The sequence below is a fragment of the Avibacterium sp. 21-595 genome (assembly GCF_023611905.1).
Taxonomy (GTDB): Bacteria; Pseudomonadota; Gammaproteobacteria; order Enterobacterales; family Pasteurellaceae; genus Avibacterium.
In genome coordinates, this window is sequence record NZ_CP091455.1 from 2275752 (window position 1) to 2292477 (window position 16726).

Sequence of the window (16726 nt, forward strand, 5' to 3'; positions counted from 1 at the left end):
CTTTCCTAATGCATTTGTTGAGGTTCAAAGACCTCGGTAATTAAGCGTGTTAAGCCATCAAGCAAAATAATTTCTTGATTCACGCCGTTAATTTGTAATAAATCCGACCGCACTTGCTGCATAATTTTGCTGGCTTTAAGTAGCCCTTGCGTACTCTGTTTTTGGTTAAAACGTTGAATAGCTTGCAAAAAATCCGTCTGAACCCATTGAGCTGGCACATTCAATTTCATTTTTAACGCATCACGCAAAAATCCACTCAACCAATCGAGTTGTTGGAATAAAATCTCTTTTTCAAAGTGCGGTAATAATTCCAGTGGCGAACGGCGCGTATAAAACAGCCAAAATTGACGTAACAATAACGTGCGTTTTTGTAATAATCCTTGTTGCAACATAGCCAAGGCAGAAAGTGGACGACCGTGCGAAACATCAAGTGCGGTGCGAATTTCTTCCATTTTTCCCACATTTTGCTCCGCCAGCCAAGCTAGGGCTTGTGCTTGTGTCGGGTTGGCGATTAACCAAGGCTGACTACGGCTGTAAATGGTCGCCAACAAGCTCGCCGAAAGATCGGCTTGAAGCAGGAAATAGGTCTGTTGCGTCGGTTCTTCCAAGGTTTTCAGCAACGCATTCACGGCAGATTCTGTCAGGCGATCCACCTGTTTAATCATCACAATTTTATTGCCTCCCTGTTGTGAACGCTGCGCCACTTTTTCATTCACTTCACGTACTTGATCAATACCAATATCCTTATTTTCAATCGGTTCAAGCAGATAAAAATCAGGGTGATTGCCTGCATTAAAAAGCTGGCAATGATGGCACGCACCGCAAGGTTGATGACCCTTTGGCGATTGACAGACTAACCACGCTGCCACGCCACGCAACAACGCATCACTGCCAATGCCTTGTTCCGTTTTAAATAACAAGGCGTGATGCCCATACCCTTGTTCAAAGGCGTGGATAATTTTGTCGTAATAGGGTTGCAACCAAGGATAACGTAACATAAATTTTATTGATGATTTTTAATGAAATTTTGCACCGCACTTTGAATATCGGCACGCACTTGTTCAATGCTTTGTTCAGCATTAATCATCACCGCATTGGGATCTTGTTTAACCAAGGCTAAGTAACGATCTCTGGTACGTTGGAAAAAGGCAATTTCTTGCTGCTCAATACGATCTAACTCACCACGCCCTCTCGCTCGCGCTAAACCAATTTCAGGATCAAGATCTAAATATAAGGTGAGATCAGGGGAAAAATTGCCTAACACCGTTTGCTTTAAGGTTTGCAACAGATTTGCATCAATTTGACGCCCCCCCCCTTGATAAGCTTGGGAAGATAAATCGTGGCGATCGCCCACCACCCACTTACCTTCGGCAAGGGCAGGCTTAATCACATTTTCCACCAACTGAATGCGCGCGGCATAAAGCATTAACAATTCTGCTTTATCCGTTACGGGTTCTTCTGTTTCGTATTTAATCAAATGACGCAATTTTTCCGCCAAAGGCGTACCACCGGGTTCACGAGTAAACACCACATCACTTACCCCCTCACGGGCTAGCACTTCCACAATGGCATCACGGGCAGTCGTTTTGCCCGCCCCTTCTAAGCCTTCAATCACAATAAATTTACCAGTCATCTTATTTCTCACTTTTCTGTTGGCGATACCAACGCAGATATTCCTGTACGGCCTGATTATGTTGCTGTAAGTTTTTGCTAAATTTATGTCCCCCCGTACCATCTGCGACAAAATATAAAAATTCCGTTTTTTCAGGGTGAGCAACGGCTTTCAACGCACTTTCCGTTGGCATTGCAATTGGCGTAGGGGGCAAACCCTCAATCACATAAGTATTATAAGGGGTGGCTTCTTCCAAATCTTTACGCCGAATATTGCCATTATACCGCTCACCCATTCCATAAATCACGGTTGGATCAGTTTGCAATTTCATCTTTTTATTCAAGCGATTAATGAAAACAGAAGCCACTTTGCCACGCTCATCATTTAAAGCGGTTTCACGCTCTACAATAGATGCCAAAATCAACATCTCATAAGCATTTTTTAATGGTAAATCGGCATCACGCTCTGCCCACATCTTTTCTAATAATTTCGTCATCCGTTCAGCCGCCCGTTTTAAAAGCGCCAGATCGGTAGATTTCGGCGTATAGTGATAGGTATCTGGATATAACCAACCTTCAATTTTATGCGGTAAATCCGCCGGCAAATCCAATAATTGATAAATTTCTTCTTCTGTTTTATCTGCCAAAGTTTGTTGCAAATAAGGGGCTTTCGTCAGGGTTTTACGCCACGTTTTAAAGGTATCACCTTCTAAAAAACGGACATTCAACTGCACTTCCTTACCTTCGTTCAAACGTTGCAACAAATCCGCCAGCGTTTTTACACCGTCAAGGCGATATGTTCCTGCTTTAATCTTATTTAATTGTGGTTGAAGTTTTAATAACCAAGGTAAATAAGTGGCATCATCAATCAGCTTTTCTTGCTCCAACAGCTTCGCTAATTTTGCGCCTGTCGTGCCACGCTCCACGGTTAATAATTGATTGGCTTGCACATTTACGGGGTGATTTATCCATTGTGTGAGGTGCTGATACCCCCAAAGTGCCGCGCTCCCAATCAAGAGCAACAAAAATAAAAGAAAAAAGAAAAATTTTTTCATCATCAATCCATCATCAAAAAATTGCGGGCAAGTGTATCATAGACAGGCAAATTTTCAGAATGTTATAAAAACAAGAACAGGATAAAAATAAAGTGCGGTGAAAATTTTGTGATTTTTTACCGCACTTCCTTTATAGACAAGACTTAACATTCAAAGCCAAGCAAAGCTAATACAACACCCTTGCTCGAATGGTGCCATCAATTTCACGCAGTTGTTGTAAGAGTTGTGAACAGTCATCAGTTTCTACATCAATCACAACATAACCAATTTTTGGATCGGTTTGTAGGTATTGTGCAGCGATGTTAATATTTGCTTGCACAAAAAGTTGGTTAATGTGGTTTAACACGCCTGGGCGATTTTCGTGAATGTGCAATAAACGCTTGGTTTTGCTGTGTTCTGGTAAAGACACTTCTGGGAAGTTTACCGCTGAAAGCGTTGAGCCGTTATCGGAATATTTCACAAATTTGCTTGCCACTTCTGTACCAATATTTTCTTGTGCTTCTGCCGTTGAGCCACCAATATGCGGGGTAAGAATAACATTATCCAAACCACGTAATGGCGAAACAAATTCTTCATTAATAGAAGCGGGTTCTTTTGGAAACACATCCAATGCCGCCCCACGCACTTTGCCGGCTTTAATCGCGGCTGCCAACGCATCAATATCCACCACCGTTCCACGTGCGGCATTAATTAAAATACTGCCTTCTTTTAATTGTGCGATACGTTTAGCGTTCATTAAATTTTTGGTGGAATTATTTTCTGGAACGTGTAGGGAAACGACATCGCTATTGGCAAGCAATTCTTCCAAAGAACCAACTTGCTGTGCGTTACCCAATGGTAGTTTGGTTTCAATATCATAGAAAAACACGTTCATTCCGAGAGATTCGGCAATCACACTAAGTTGAGAACCAATGTGTCCATAGCCAACAATGCCTAATTTTTTGCCCCGCACTTCGTGTGAACCTACAGCAGATTTGTTCCATAAACCACGATGCACTTCGGCATTGGCTTGCGGTACATTACGCATTAAGAGCAAAATTTCGCCTAGTACCAGCTCTGCTACCGAACGGGTGTTAGAGAATGGTGCATTAAACACGGGAATCCCTCGCATTTTCGCCGCTTCAAGATCCACTTGGTTCGTGCCAATACAAAAACAGCCCACCGCGATTAATTTGTTAGCGCACTCCAATACCTCAGCAGTTAAGTGCGTGCGTGAACGAATACCTAAAAAGTGGGCATCTTTAATCACTTTTTTTAATTCTTCTGGCTCAAGGGCTTTTTTATGATATTCAATATTGGTATAGCCTGCGGCATTTAACACATCAACGGCGTTTTTATGCACGCCTTCTAGCAGTACAAATTTAATTTTAGACTTATCCAGTGAGACTTTTGCTGACATTTTGCTCTCCATAATCAAATAGTTATTCGATAATTTCTGCCCCTTGCGGTGTGCCGACAATCACAATATCCGCGCCACGCAAGGCAAAAATACCATTGGTTACTATACCTGCAACATTATTTAAGGTTTTTTCCATTTCAATGGGATTTAAAATTGCGAAATTATACACATCCAAAATCACATTGCCGTTATCGGTTACCACGCCTTCACGATATTCTGGCGCACCACCTAAGCTGACTAATTTACGCCCAACTTGCGAGCGTGCCATTGGGATGACTTCTACAGGTAGTGCAAAGGTTGAACCTAGCACGTCCACTTGTTTGCTTTGATCCACAATACAAATAAATTGCTTCGCAAGTGCCGCGACAATTTTTTCTCGAGTCAGTGCCGCCCCTCCGCCTTTGATCATCATTTTTTGAGGGTTAATTTCATCTGCGCCATCAACATAAATATCTAAACTGGATACATCATTGGCACTGAATACCTCAATCCCTTGTTTTCTCAATAATTCCTCTGAAGCTTTGGAAGCGGCTACTGCACCTTTAATATTATTTTTCATTGCACCAAGTGCTTCAATAAAGCAGTTTACCGTTGAGCCACTTCCCACGCCGACAATCATATCAGGCTTCACATATTGTAATGCGGTTTGTGCCGCTTGCTTTTTCATTGCGAGTTGATCCATATTCTTTCCCTTAACGCATAATATTGATGTTCAAATTTGACATAAGTAACCGTTTGCGAACAAGGCATCTACTTTAATCCCATTCAAGGATAGATACAAGCCTTATTCTGGTAAAAACTCTGCTAATAATTCATTCAAAAAGAGTTTTCCTTGCTCAGTAATTTGCCAAGTGCGGTGGTTTTCCTGAATATATTTTTTTGATTTTGCCCACGCAATTTGGGGGGCTATCACGTCAAGCGATAATCCTGTCAAATGCTCAAACTCCGATTTTGGCACAGGTTCAAGCAAGCGAAAACGGTTCATAAAAAATTCAAAAGGACGATCTTCAAGCGCGATTTGTTTTTTTTCATATAAATATTCCCCACGCATATAGCCTTTCGGGTGCTTGGTTTTAGAAAAACGCTCTATTTCCCCATTGGGGAAGGTTAATTTTCCGTGTGCCCCACAACCTATCGCTAAATAATCACCAAATCGCCAATAATTCAGATTATGCCGACACTGATCGCCAGCTTTTGCATAAGCTGATGTTTCATATTGTACATAACCTGCGTGGCTTAACAGTTGATGTCCTTGCTCAAAAATATCCCATAGGGCATCATCATCGGGCAAAGTAGGAGGGCGATAAGCAAACATTGTATTTGGCTCAATCGTCAGTTGATACCAAGAAAGATGGCTCGGTTCAAGGGCGATAGCTTGGTGTAAATCATCTTTCGCTTGCTCAAGGCTTTGATTGGGTAAACCGTGCATTAAATCTAAATTAATACGCTTAAAACCCGCTTCTTTCGCCATTTGTACCGCTTTTTTTGCTTCGGTCGCGTTATGAATACGCCCTAAACGTTGCAATTTTTCATCATCAAAACTTTGTATGCCTAAAGAAAGGCGATTTACCCCAGCTTCAACATAGCCCGCAAAACGTGTCGCTTCCGCCGTGCCGGGGTTGGCTTCTAACGTAATTTCAATATTTGGTGCAAACGCGATTTGCTGTTCAATTCCTTGTAATAATTGAGCTATACCTTGTGCAGAAAATAAACTTGGCGTACCGCCGCCAATAAAAATGGAATGCAGTGTTCGCTCAGCAAGACTTGCTTGATAACGCAGTAGATCTTGGTGTAAATCAGCCAACAAATGCGCGATATATTCTTGTTCGGGAATGACTGCTTTTTGTGCGTGTGAATTAAAATCGCAATAAGGACATTTCTGCACACACCAAGGAATATGCACATACAGACTTAATGGCGGTAAAACTCGCATTATTTTGACCGCACTTTTACTTGTAAACGTTCTTTCAATACACTTAATGCACTGGCTCGATGTGAGATTTTTTTCTTCTCTTGGGTATCAAGCTCGGCAAAAGTGCGGTCTTTTTTAGGATAAAAAAACACACTATCGTAGCCAAAACCATTTTCTCCTTTTTCTGCAAAAGTAATTTCACCTTCACATTCTCCTTCGGCAATAATTGGCGAAGGATCCGTTTCGTGTTGCAATAAAACAATACAACTCACAAATTTAGCCTGACGTTCACCAGCGGGTACATTTGCTAATTTTTGCAGTAATTTTTTACGATTTTCAGCATCAGCCTGATCACCCTCAACACTCGCATAGCGCGCGGAATATAAGCCCGGTTCGCCATTCAAGGCATTCACCACTAATCCGCTATCATCGGCAATAGCAGGCAACCCCGATATTTTGGCGGCATAACGCGCTTTTAATAAGGCATTTTCGACAAATGTCAGCCCCGTTTCCTCTGGACTTTCAATCCCTAAATCAGTTTGAGCAATGACATCAAAACCAAATTCGGCAAGTACATCAGCCATTTCTCGCACTTTACCTTGATTACCTGTAGCAAGCACAATTTTTTGTTTCATTATTGTTCCTTATAAAATAAAAAAGGCGACCACTAAGCCGCCTTTGCAATACGAACTGATAGGAAATCAACGCAGGATTACCGCTCAATCACAATATTCTTCCGCAATATACTTAGTTTGATTAGTATAGTGCATTTTAATTGCGATCACTATTTGCTATTTTCACTAAATGATAAAGGATCAATGCGTTCTCTGTTTTTTTCTAATGTTGCTTTACCAATGCCCTGAACCTCTAACAACTGTTCTACAGCAGTAAATTTGCCGTGTTTTTCTCTATACTCAACAATCGCATCCGCTTTTTTAGCGCCAATACCCACTAATGCACGCTGAATATCGCTAGCTGTTGCAGTATTGATATTCAATTTTTCGCCAATAAAAGAAGAAGAGGCTTTCGCAACTTCCACTGCGCTTTCTAACTGAGGACTCGCCTTATCATTTTGTTGAGATTGTGCGGCAACAGAAAAACTCCCTAATAATGCGGTTGATAGAAGTAAAGAAGATAAAATTGTCTTAATTTTCATTACGGTTTTCCTTATTCATAAAACAAAACGTATAAATACTGAATAAATCAGCGGTTATACTTTGCATTTCAGAGTAAAAACTCGCAACAAAAACACCGCACTTCTGCGATCACGATCGTAAAAATAAAGGAAATAGGTTAAAAAAGTAATCATATTGTTTAAAGATTACTTAACTTCTTATTTACTATCTGTACACTTCAAATGGATAACATTTTGTATAATCCTGATTTTAAACTGCTACAAATAATCACCATAGAAAATGAATTTAAATAAAATCAGAGAAAATAGAAGAGGGAAAATATAGAAAAATAGGTTATATAATGGCAGGGGCGGAGAGGCTCGAACTCCCAACACCCGGTTTTGGAGACCGGTGCTCTACCAATTGAACTACGCCCCTAAGTGAAGTGGCGGAACGGACGGGACTCGAACCCGCGACCCCCTGCGTGACAGGCAGGTATTCTAACCAGCTGAACTACCGCTCCGCAAAATTTGTAATTGGCAGTGACCTACTCTCACATGGGAAAATCCCACACTACCATCGGTGTTATAGCGTTTCACTTCTAAGTTCGGCATGGAATTAGGTGGGCCCGCTACACTATTGCTGCCAAAAAATTTTATTTTGTTAATTTACTAATATCATAATAAATTAACAAAATAAAACCTGGCGGTGCCCTACTCTCACATGGGAAACTCCCACACTACCATCGGCGTTACAGCGTTTCACTTCTAAGTTCGGCATGGATTTAGGTGGGTCCACTGCACTAACGCCGCCAAGATAATTCTTTCGCTTATCTAAAGCTTATCTCTCTTATCTACAGACTTCAAAGCATTCCGCTCTAAAATCCCTACTCTCTCAATCAAAAACAAGCCAAAACCCTTGAGTGTTGTATAGTTAAGCCTCTCGGGCAATTAGTACTGGTTAGCTCAACGACTCACATCGCTTACACACCCAGCCTATCTACGTCTTAGTCTCAAACAACCCTTACCAACTTAAAGTCGGGGAGAACTCATCTTAAGGCAAGTTTCGTGCTTAGATGCTTTCAGCACTTATCTCTTCCGCATTTAGCTACCCAGCAGTGCCTCTGGCGAGACAACTGGTACACCAGTGATGCGTCCACTCCGGTCCTCTCGTACTAGGAGCAGCCCCTCTCAATTCTCCAACGCCCACGGCAGATAGGGACCGAACTGTCTCACGACGTTCTAAACCCAGCTCGCGTACCACTTTAAATGGCGAACAGCCATACCCTTGGGACCTACTTCAGCCCCAGGATGTGATGAGCCGACATCGAGGTGCCAAACACCGCCGTCGATATGAACTCTTGGGCGGTATCAGCCTGTTATCCCCGGAGTACCTTTTATCCGTTGAGCGATGGCCCTTCCATTCAGAACCACCGGATCACTATGACCTGCTTTCGCACCTGCTCGACTTGTCTGTCTCGCAGTTAAGCTTGCTTATACCATTGCACTAACCTGACGATGTCCGACCGTCATTAGCAAACCTTCGTGCTCCTCCGTTACGCTTTGGGAGGAGACCGCCCCAGTCAAACTACCCACCAGACACTGTCCGAACACCCGTTTCAGGCGCTTCGTTAGAACATCAAACGTTAAAGGGTGGTATTTCAACAACGACTCCACGATAACTGGCGTTACCGCTTCATAGTCTCCCACCTATCCTACACATCAAAATTCAAGGTTCAGTGTCAAGCTATAGTAAAGGTTCACGGGGTCTTTCCGTCTAGCCGCGGGTACACCGCATCTTCACGGCGATTTCAATTTCACTGAGTCTCGGGTGGAGACAGCCTGGCCATCATTATGCCATTCGTGCAGGTCGGAACTTACCCGACAAGGAATTTCGCTACCTTAGGACCGTTATAGTTACGGCCGCCGTTTACTGGGGCTTCGATCAGGAGCTTCTCTTTCGATTACACCATCAATTAACCTTCCAGCACCGGGCAGGCATCACACCCTATACGTCCACTTTCGTGTTTGCAGAGTGCTGTGTTTTTAATAAACAGTTGCAGCCAGCTGGTATCTTCGACTGGTTCATGCTCCATTCGCAAAGAACTTCACACTACGCCAGCGCACCTTCTCCCGAAGTTACGGTGCTATTTTGCCTAGTTCCTTCACCCGAGTTCTCTCAAGCGCCTGAGTATTCTCTACCTGACCACCTGTGTCGGTTTTCAGTACGGTTTAGTAAAGCCTGAAGCTTAGTGGCTTTTCCTGGAAGTGTGGTATCAGTTACTTCAGCTCCTTAGAGCCTCGTCATCATCTCTCTGTGTTGACAGTAGACCGGATTTGCCTAGTCTACCCACCTACCAACTTAAACGTACATCTCCAACAGTACGCTAACCTAACCTTCTCCGTCCCCACATCGCAGCTTTACCAAGTACGGGAATATTAACCCGTTTCCCATCGACTACGCTTTTCAGCCTCGCCTTAGGGGCCGACTCACCCTGCCCCGATTAACGTTGGACAGGAACCCTTGGTCTTCCGGCGAACGGGTTTTTCACCCGTTTTATCGTTACTTATGTCAGCATTCGCACTTGTGATACGTCCAGCAAACCTCTCGATTCACCTTCTTCCGCTTACACAACGCTCCCCTACCCAACAATCTTTCGATTGATGCCGCAGCTTCGGTACTATATTTTAGCCCCGTTACATCTTCCGCGCAGGCCGACTCGACTAGTGAGCTATTACGCTTTCTTTAAATGGTGGCTGCTTCTAAGCCAACATCCTAGCTGTCTAAGCCTTCCCACTTCGTTTCCCACTTAATATAGATTTTGGGACCTTAGCTGGCGGTCTGGGTTGTTTCCCTCTCCACGACGGACGTTAGCACCCGCCGTGTGTCTCCTGTGCAGTACTCTTTGGTATTCGGAGTTTGCATCGGTTTGGTAACCCGGGATGGGCCCCTAGCCGAAACAGTGCTCTACCCCCAAAGGTATTCACACAAGGCTCTACCTAAATAGATTTCGGGGAGAACCAGCTATCTCCCGGTTTGATTGGCCTTTCACCCCCAGCCACAGGTCATCCGCTAATTTTTCAACATTAGTCGGTTCGGTCCTCCAGTTAGTGTTACCCAACCTTCAACCTGCCCATGGCTAGATCACCGGGTTTCGGGTCTATACCTTGCAACTCATCGCCCAGTTAAGACTCGGTTTCCCTTCGGCTCCCTTATTCAGTTAACCTCGCTACAAAATATAAGTCGCTGACCCATTATACAAAAGGTACGCAGTCACCCCAAAGGGCTCCCACTGCTTGTACGTACAGGGTTTCAGGTTCTATTTCACTCCCCTCACCGGGGTTCTTTTCGCCTTTCCTTCACAGTACTGGTTCACTATCGGTCAATCAGGAGTATTTAGCCTTGGAGGATGGTCCCCCCATCTTCAAACAGGATTCCTCGTGTCCCGCCCTACTTCTCGTAAGCTTAGTACCACACGCGATTTTTCAGATACGGGGCTATCACCCTGTTTCGCTTGACTTCCCAGTCAATTCTCCTAAATCACTCGCTATCACTTACTGGCTCCTCCGCTTTCGCTCGCCGCTACTCACAGAATCTCGGTTGATTTCTTTTCCTCGGGGTACTTAGATGTTTCAGTTCTCCCGGTTCGCCTTGTTTACCTAGTTTATTCAGTAAACAATGATAGGTTCTTCACCTATCGGGTTTCCCCATTCGGACATCGTGGGTTAAACGCTTCTTATCAACTCACCCACGCTTTTCGCAGATTAGCACGTCCTTCTTCGCCTCTGATTGCCAAGGCATCCGCCCTGTACGCTTTCTCACTTAACTATACAACCTCAAGGATTTTTTTCCTTAAAGCTATCATCGTCATTCGTTGAGAATCGCTTACTTGCTTTTGTTCAAGTAAGTCTTCTTCTACTCAGACTTCTTCAATTCAGTGATAAACTTTATTATCACCGGCTTGAAAGTCTCTTCAGTTTTCAGCTTGTTTTTACATTGTTAAAGAGCAATTCGCTATAAGATTAGCTTTATATGGCGTCCCCTAGGGGATTCGAACCCCTGTTACCGCCGTGAAAGGGCGATGTCCTAGGCCTCTAGACGAAGGGGACTACATATAAAGGTAATCTCTACTACATCCTTTGCTTCTCATTGTCTAACATCAATCAACCAATCTGTGTGAACATTCGTCTTCTCTTCGGTAAGGAGGTGATCCAACCGCAGGTTCCCCTACGGTTACCTTGTTACGACTTCACCCCAGTCATGAATCATACCGTGGTAAACGCCCCCCTCTCGGTTAAGCTATCTACTTCTGGTACAACCCACTCCCATGGTGTGACGGGCGGTGTGTACAAGGCCCGGGAACGTATTCACCGCGACATTCTGATTCGCGATTACTAGCGATTCCGACTTCATGGAGTCGAGTTGCAGACTCCAATCCGGACTTAGATGCACTTTCTGAGATTCGCTCACCCTCGCAGGCTCGCTTCCCTCTGTATGCACCATTGTAGCACGTGTGTAGCCCTACTCGTAAGGGCCATGATGACTTGACGTCATCCCCACCTTCCTCCAGTTTATCACTGGCAGTCTCCTTTGAGTTCCCATCTCTACATGCTGGCAACAAAGGATAAGGGTTGCGCTCGTTGCGGGACTTAACCCAACATTTCACAACACGAGCTGACGACAGCCATGCAGCACCTGTCTCAAAGCTCCCGAAGGCACAGTCTTATCTCTAAGACCTTCTTTGGATGTCAAGAGTAGGTAAGGTTCTTCGCGTTGCATCGAATTAAACCACATGCTCCACCGCTTGTGCGGGCCCCCGTCAATTCATTTGAGTTTTAACCTTGCGGCCGTACTCCCCAGGCGGTCGATTTATCACGTTAGCTACGGGCGCCAAGCTCAAAGCCCAACCCCCAAATCGACAGCGTTTACAGCGTGGACTACCAGGGTATCTAATCCTGTTTGCTCCCCACGCTTTCGCACATGAGCGTCAGTATCTCCCCAAGGGGCTGCCTTCGCCTTCGGTATTCCTCCACATCTCTACGCATTTCACCGCTACACGTGGAATTCTACCCCTCCCTAGAGTACTCTAGTAAACCAGTCTGAAATGCAATTCCCAAGTTAAGCTCGGGGATTTCACATCTCACTTAATTTACCGCCTGCGTGCCCTTTACGCCCAGTTATTCCGATTAACGCTCGCACCCTCCGTATTACCGCGGCTGCTGGCACGGAGTTAGCCGGTGCTTCTTCTGTGACTAACGTCAAATCAACGTGCTATTAACACGTCCACCTTCCTCATCACCGAAAGAACTTTACAACCCGAAGGCCTTCTTCATTCACGCGGCATGGCTGCGTCAGGGTTCCCCCCATTGCGCAATATTCCCCACTGCTGCCTCCCGTAGGAGTCTGGGCCGTGTCTCAGTCCCAGTGTGGCTGGTCATCCTCTCAGACCAGCTAGAGATCGCAGGCTTGGTAGGCCTTTACCCCACCAACTACCTAATCCCACTTGGGCTCACCTTATGGCTAGTGGCCTTGCGGTCCCACTACTTTAATCCTCAGATATTACGCGGTGTTAGCCATCGTTTCCAATGGTTATCCCCCTCCATAAAACAGATTCCCAAGCATTACTCACCCGTCCGCCACTCGTCAGCATCGAAAGCAAGCTTTCAACCCGTTACCGTTCGACTTGCATGTGTTAAGCCTGCCGCCAGCGTTCAATCTGAGCCATGATCAAACTCTTCAGTTTAATCTCGCTCAATGAATACATAACGTTATATTCTTTTCGAATTTCAAGTTAAGCATCATTGATTTCTAAATTTTAAATCTTTTTGAAAATCAACGAATGCCCACACAGATTGTCTGATTGATTGTTAAAGAGCAAAAAATAACGACGCGATTTGTATCATCTTAATTTCTACAACGTCGCGTCGTTGTGTGCGGCGTATTATAGACACCTCGAAAATCTTTGCAAGTCTTTTTTTGCAAATTTTTAAGATTTTTTATCGCTTGATGACTTTTACACCAACTTGCAAAATTATTCACCTAAGTGCGGTGAAAATTTAGCTAATTTTATCTCTCTATAGCCATCCTTTTTGACGAAATGTTTTCCACACTTCAATAACATATGCCATTTCCTCTGGTGTACCTAAGGTTAAACGGTTGTAATTCGTTAATGGCGGGAAAGGACGGCCCACAACAATATTGTATGCTTTCATACGTTTTGCATATTCTACACTATCACCTTTGATACTGTGAAAAATGAAATTTGCACTACTTGGTATATAAGTAAGCCCTAATTCATCAAGCGCTTTCATCACCATACGACGAGATTCATCTGTAACACGACGGCTTTCTTGTAAAAATGCGTTATCTGCTAATGTTGCACGTGCAGCCACTGCAGCGGTTAAGTTAGTGTTATCTGCGCTTAAGAATTGGCGTAAATAGTCCATTTCTGATTTCGCTGCCACCATATAGCCAATCCGCAAGCCTGCCAATGCATATAATTTAGAAAACGTTCTCGTTACAGCTAAATGTTCAGTTCCTTTACGCACCCATTCCATCGCGCTAGTGAATTGCGGATCACCTTCGGCATATTCTGCATAAGCCTCATCAATCAACAAACGATGATTTGCTGGAATATTATCTAACCAAGGCGCCAACTGGCTATTTGGCGTTAATAATGCAGTTGGATTATTTGGGTTACAAAGATAAATAATGCTCATACCATCAAATTGATCCGCAGCCGCACGGATTGCTTTAAGATCAAATGAGAGATCCTCTTTTAGTGGAACTTTCACCACCGGCACATTGCGTGCAGCGGCATAATCTTCATAAATCCCAAATGTTGGATCGGGCGCAATCACTTGTACAGCTTGCTTTTTCTCATTCGCTTGCTGAATCCAACCTGCAATCACCGCTTCAATCGCTTCAGAAGAGCCATTACCTAATCCTATATTTTCCGTATTAAGATTAAAACGCTTGGCAATATCCTCAATCAAACCTTCACGTTCACTGTCCGGATAACGATTGGATAAATTGAGATGATTAATAATCGCCTGACGTGCAGACTGGCTCATTCCCAAAGAATTTTCATTAAAGTTTAATAGCAGAGGGTATTCAGCGCTAGGTAGCGTAAATGTTGTCTGCGTTGTAATGGGTTGTGTTTCAGCAACGACTTTGTGGTGAAAAAAGCCTGCAGCAACACCCGCAGCGGTAAGTTGTAGCATACGACGACGATTAATTTGCATAATTATTCCTTATTGAGTTTTAGTTATTAAATTTCTAATTTATAAAGCAAGCAATCAACCCCTATCAAAACTTACTTTAACGGCGTTAAATTTGTAATAATTCATCAAAATTGTCAAGTGATAAAACCCATATTTTTAAATTAATATTTAAAAATAATGAATTTTAATTCAATAAAGGTTATTTTAGTTATGCACTATACAATGACGTTCTAATAGCAACATACGATAGATGTAAGATGAGAAAATGTTCTTGCAGAAAAGTGAAAAAGAAAACGAGAAGATGGAAGTCTTCTTCATGGTTAGTCTATCTTTTATATCACGTTAATGCAGGGGTGCAAAATCCACTTTAACGCGACTTATGCAAGTGCGGTGGAAATTTTGTTAATTTTTCCACCGCACTTTCTGTTGGCTAATTAAGTTGCTTCATCTGTTCGGCAAATTTGTCCACTTTTTGCCAATCGGTATATTCAATTTCTTTACTGGTGTCCGTTTCGCCGCCCGTAATTTTCATAATAAAGCGGATCATCATTCGGTCGAACCAGCCATAACGGGGATACAATAACGCCCCCGCAAATACCGCACATAAAGTGGGGTTCCAGTGGATACGTTGCAAAAATTTTTTGACATATGAATTCGTTTCTGGCGTATCCTTGCCGGCTTTACGCGCAGTTAAATTCACGCCAAAAAATGCCGTTTGTTTGCGATTTAAAAGTGCTGTGTTTTTTTCGATAAATTGATAAAGCAATTTGTTAAAATGTCCGTAACGGATTGACGCACCGATGATAATGCGATCAAATTCCGCTAAGTCAGGCACGTTATCACTAATGCTACGCACTTCGGCGATTAATTTTTCTGCCATAAATTGGGCGATTTTCTGCGTTTGCCCATCACAGCTAGAATACAAAATCAAGGTTTTCATCAAGTTCTCCAAAAAGCAGGACTGAATAGCACTAAGAGTGAAAAGATTTCCAAACGCCCTGCCGCCATTGCAAAGGAAAAGACATATTTTGCACTATCTGGCACACCGGCAAAGCTTGTACTGATGATACCTAGCCCCGGTCCCGAATTTGTAATGGCGGCAAAAACAGCCCCAATGGAATCAAATGCTTCCATTCCGCATAAGATAGCCGCAAAGACGCATAGCCAAAATGTAAGGAAAAAGGCAATTAAAAACGCCCAGATCCGTTCAATAACCTGCATAGATAACAAATTATCACCGAGTTTAACTGGCACAACAAGGCTTGGATGAACTAACGATTTCAGTTCTCGTTTAAACTGCAACCAGACAACTAAGACACGGATCATTTTAAGCCCCCCCGAGGTTGAGCCGGCACAGCCCCCTAATAACCCTGCAAAGACAAGCATCATTCCTAGAAATGGCGGCAATTGATTGAAATCAAATAATGTATAGCCTGACGTCATTGCCATAGACGCAGATTGCGCACTCCCTTGGGCAAAGGCATCAATCAACGAAAGGTTATCGTAAGAAAGATAAAGCCCTAGAGATAGCACGAGAATAAAGAATCCTTGAACGAAACAAAAAAAACGAAACTCAGGATCGTGCCAATAGGTTTTCCATATACTTTGGTGTTTCATATGTGTTAAAGCCGTAATGTGCAAGCCAAAGTTACAACCTGCGACAAGCATAAAAAATGCGGCTAAAAAATAAATTTTGGAATCATTAAAATACCCTAAATTGGCATCGTGAGTGGACATTCCACCATTAGAAACCGTAGAAAAACTATGGGAAATCGCGTCAAACATTGACATTCCCGCCCACCAATAAGCAAGAATACATACAACCGTAAGCACGCAATATAAAATCCATAATAGTTTTGCAACTTCTGCAATTCTCGGCAAATTTTTCTGATCTTTCAGTGGGCCTGAAGATTCAATGCGATAAAGTTGGCTTCCTCCAATCCCTAAAATAGGTACAACGGCAACAACCAATACAATCAGCCCCATTCCCCCTAGCCATTGTAAAAACTGGCGATAAAATAAAATGGATTTCGGCAAGTTATCTAGCCCAGACATTACCGTTGCGCCTGTCGTCGTCAGGGCAGAAAATGCCTCGAATACCGTATCTGCAAAATCCATATGCACTTCATCAAATAACAAGAATGGAATCACCGCCAATAAACTCAACAGCACCCAGAATACCACGACGATTAAAAAACCTTCTCTGGCGCGCAATTCCTGTTTATGTTGATGACAGCTCCACCACAACAGCGTGCCAAAAGAAAAGCTAGCAATGAAGGCTTGCATAAACGCTTTTCCTCCCCCATCACCATAAATCAGTGCCACAAATGCGGGCACAAGCATTGTGGCAGAAAAGCACATCACCAAAATGCCGATAATTCGAAAAATAGATAATATATGCACAATGTTCT

At 43.4% G+C, this 16726-nt stretch carries 11 protein-coding genes, 3 tRNA genes and 4 rRNA genes; all 18 read right to left on the reverse strand.

Translation table 11 applies throughout. The annotated features are described in order from the left end of the window. Positions 1–5 precede the first annotated feature (5 nt). Positions 6–998, reverse strand: a complete 993-nt coding sequence (locus tag L4F92_RS10575; protein ID WP_250363694.1) for a DNA polymerase III subunit delta' — start codon at positions 996–998, stop codon at positions 6–8. 5 nt (positions 999–1003) lie between these two features. Then, positions 1004–1633, reverse strand: coding sequence for a dTMP kinase (gene tmk / locus L4F92_RS10580; RefSeq protein ID WP_250363695.1), 630 nt, complete (start codon positions 1631–1633; stop codon positions 1004–1006). A gap of 1 nt (position 1634) precedes the next feature. After that, on the reverse strand, positions 1635–2666 hold the full coding sequence (mltG, locus tag L4F92_RS10585) for an endolytic transglycosylase MltG (protein WP_250364601.1): 1032 nt from the start codon (positions 2664–2666) through the stop codon (positions 1635–1637). Between the two features lie 166 nt (positions 2667–2832). Further along, positions 2833–4065, reverse strand: a complete 1233-nt coding sequence (gene serA / locus L4F92_RS10590; protein ID WP_250351472.1) for a phosphoglycerate dehydrogenase — start codon at positions 4063–4065, stop codon at positions 2833–2835. A 22-nt stretch (positions 4066–4087) separates the two neighbouring features. Further along, entirely contained in the window at positions 4088–4747 is a 660-nt protein-coding gene (gene rpiA, locus L4F92_RS10595; protein ID WP_250363696.1) for a ribose-5-phosphate isomerase RpiA, read from the reverse strand. Between the two features lie 102 nt (positions 4748–4849). Next, positions 4850–5998 carry a radical SAM family heme chaperone HemW gene (hemW, locus tag L4F92_RS10600; protein ID WP_250363697.1) on the reverse strand — a complete coding sequence of 383 codons (1149 nt, stop codon included), beginning with the start codon at positions 5996–5998 and terminating at the stop codon, positions 4850–4852. Continuing rightward, on the reverse strand, positions 5998–6612 hold the full coding sequence (rdgB, locus tag L4F92_RS10605) for an RdgB/HAM1 family non-canonical purine NTP pyrophosphatase (protein WP_250363698.1): 615 nt from the start codon (positions 6610–6612) through the stop codon (positions 5998–6000). The genes hemW and rdgB overlap by 1 nt, the downstream gene beginning before the upstream one ends. A gap of 149 nt (positions 6613–6761) precedes the next feature. Continuing rightward, positions 6762–7133 carry a ComEA family DNA-binding protein gene (locus tag L4F92_RS10610; protein WP_250363699.1) on the reverse strand — a complete coding sequence of 124 codons (372 nt, stop codon included), beginning with the start codon at positions 7131–7133 and terminating at the stop codon, positions 6762–6764. A 321-nt stretch (positions 7134–7454) separates the two neighbouring features. Beyond that, positions 7455–7530 (reverse strand) — tRNA-Trp (locus L4F92_RS10615). 8 nt (positions 7531–7538) lie between these two features. After that, positions 7539–7615 (reverse strand) — tRNA-Asp (locus L4F92_RS10620). 11 nt (positions 7616–7626) lie between these two features. Further along, a 5S ribosomal RNA gene (rrf, locus tag L4F92_RS10625) occupies positions 7627–7742 on the reverse strand. Positions 7743–7792: 50 nt separating this feature from the next. Next, positions 7793–7908 (reverse strand): 5S ribosomal RNA (gene rrf, locus L4F92_RS10630). A gap of 113 nt (positions 7909–8021) precedes the next feature. Further along, a 23S ribosomal RNA gene (locus tag L4F92_RS10635) occupies positions 8022–10920 on the reverse strand. Positions 10921–11125: 205 nt separating this feature from the next. Continuing rightward, a tRNA-Glu gene (locus tag L4F92_RS10640) sits at positions 11126–11201 on the reverse strand. A 90-nt stretch (positions 11202–11291) separates the two neighbouring features. Next, a 16S ribosomal RNA gene (locus tag L4F92_RS10645) occupies positions 11292–12835 on the reverse strand. Together the 16S, 23S and 5S rRNA genes with 3 tRNA genes alongside form the textbook arrangement of a ribosomal RNA operon. A gap of 331 nt (positions 12836–13166) precedes the next feature. Further along, a complete protein-coding gene (locus tag L4F92_RS10650; protein WP_250363700.1) occupies positions 13167–14336 on the reverse strand; it encodes a pyridoxal phosphate-dependent aminotransferase in 1170 nt (389 codons plus the stop codon). Between the two features lie 409 nt (positions 14337–14745). Next, the gene (gene hemG, locus L4F92_RS10655; RefSeq protein WP_250363701.1) at positions 14746–15255 is read right to left on the reverse strand and encodes a menaquinone-dependent protoporphyrinogen IX dehydrogenase; all 510 of its coding nucleotides are present in this window, start codon (positions 15253–15255) and stop codon (positions 14746–14748) included. Beyond that, complete coding sequence (locus L4F92_RS10660) at positions 15255–16718, reverse strand: TrkH family potassium uptake protein (protein WP_250351465.1); 1464 nt, start codon at positions 16716–16718, stop codon at positions 15255–15257. Before L4F92_RS10660 ends, hemG begins: the two co-directional genes overlap by 1 nt. Between the last annotated feature and the right edge of the window lie 8 nt (positions 16719–16726).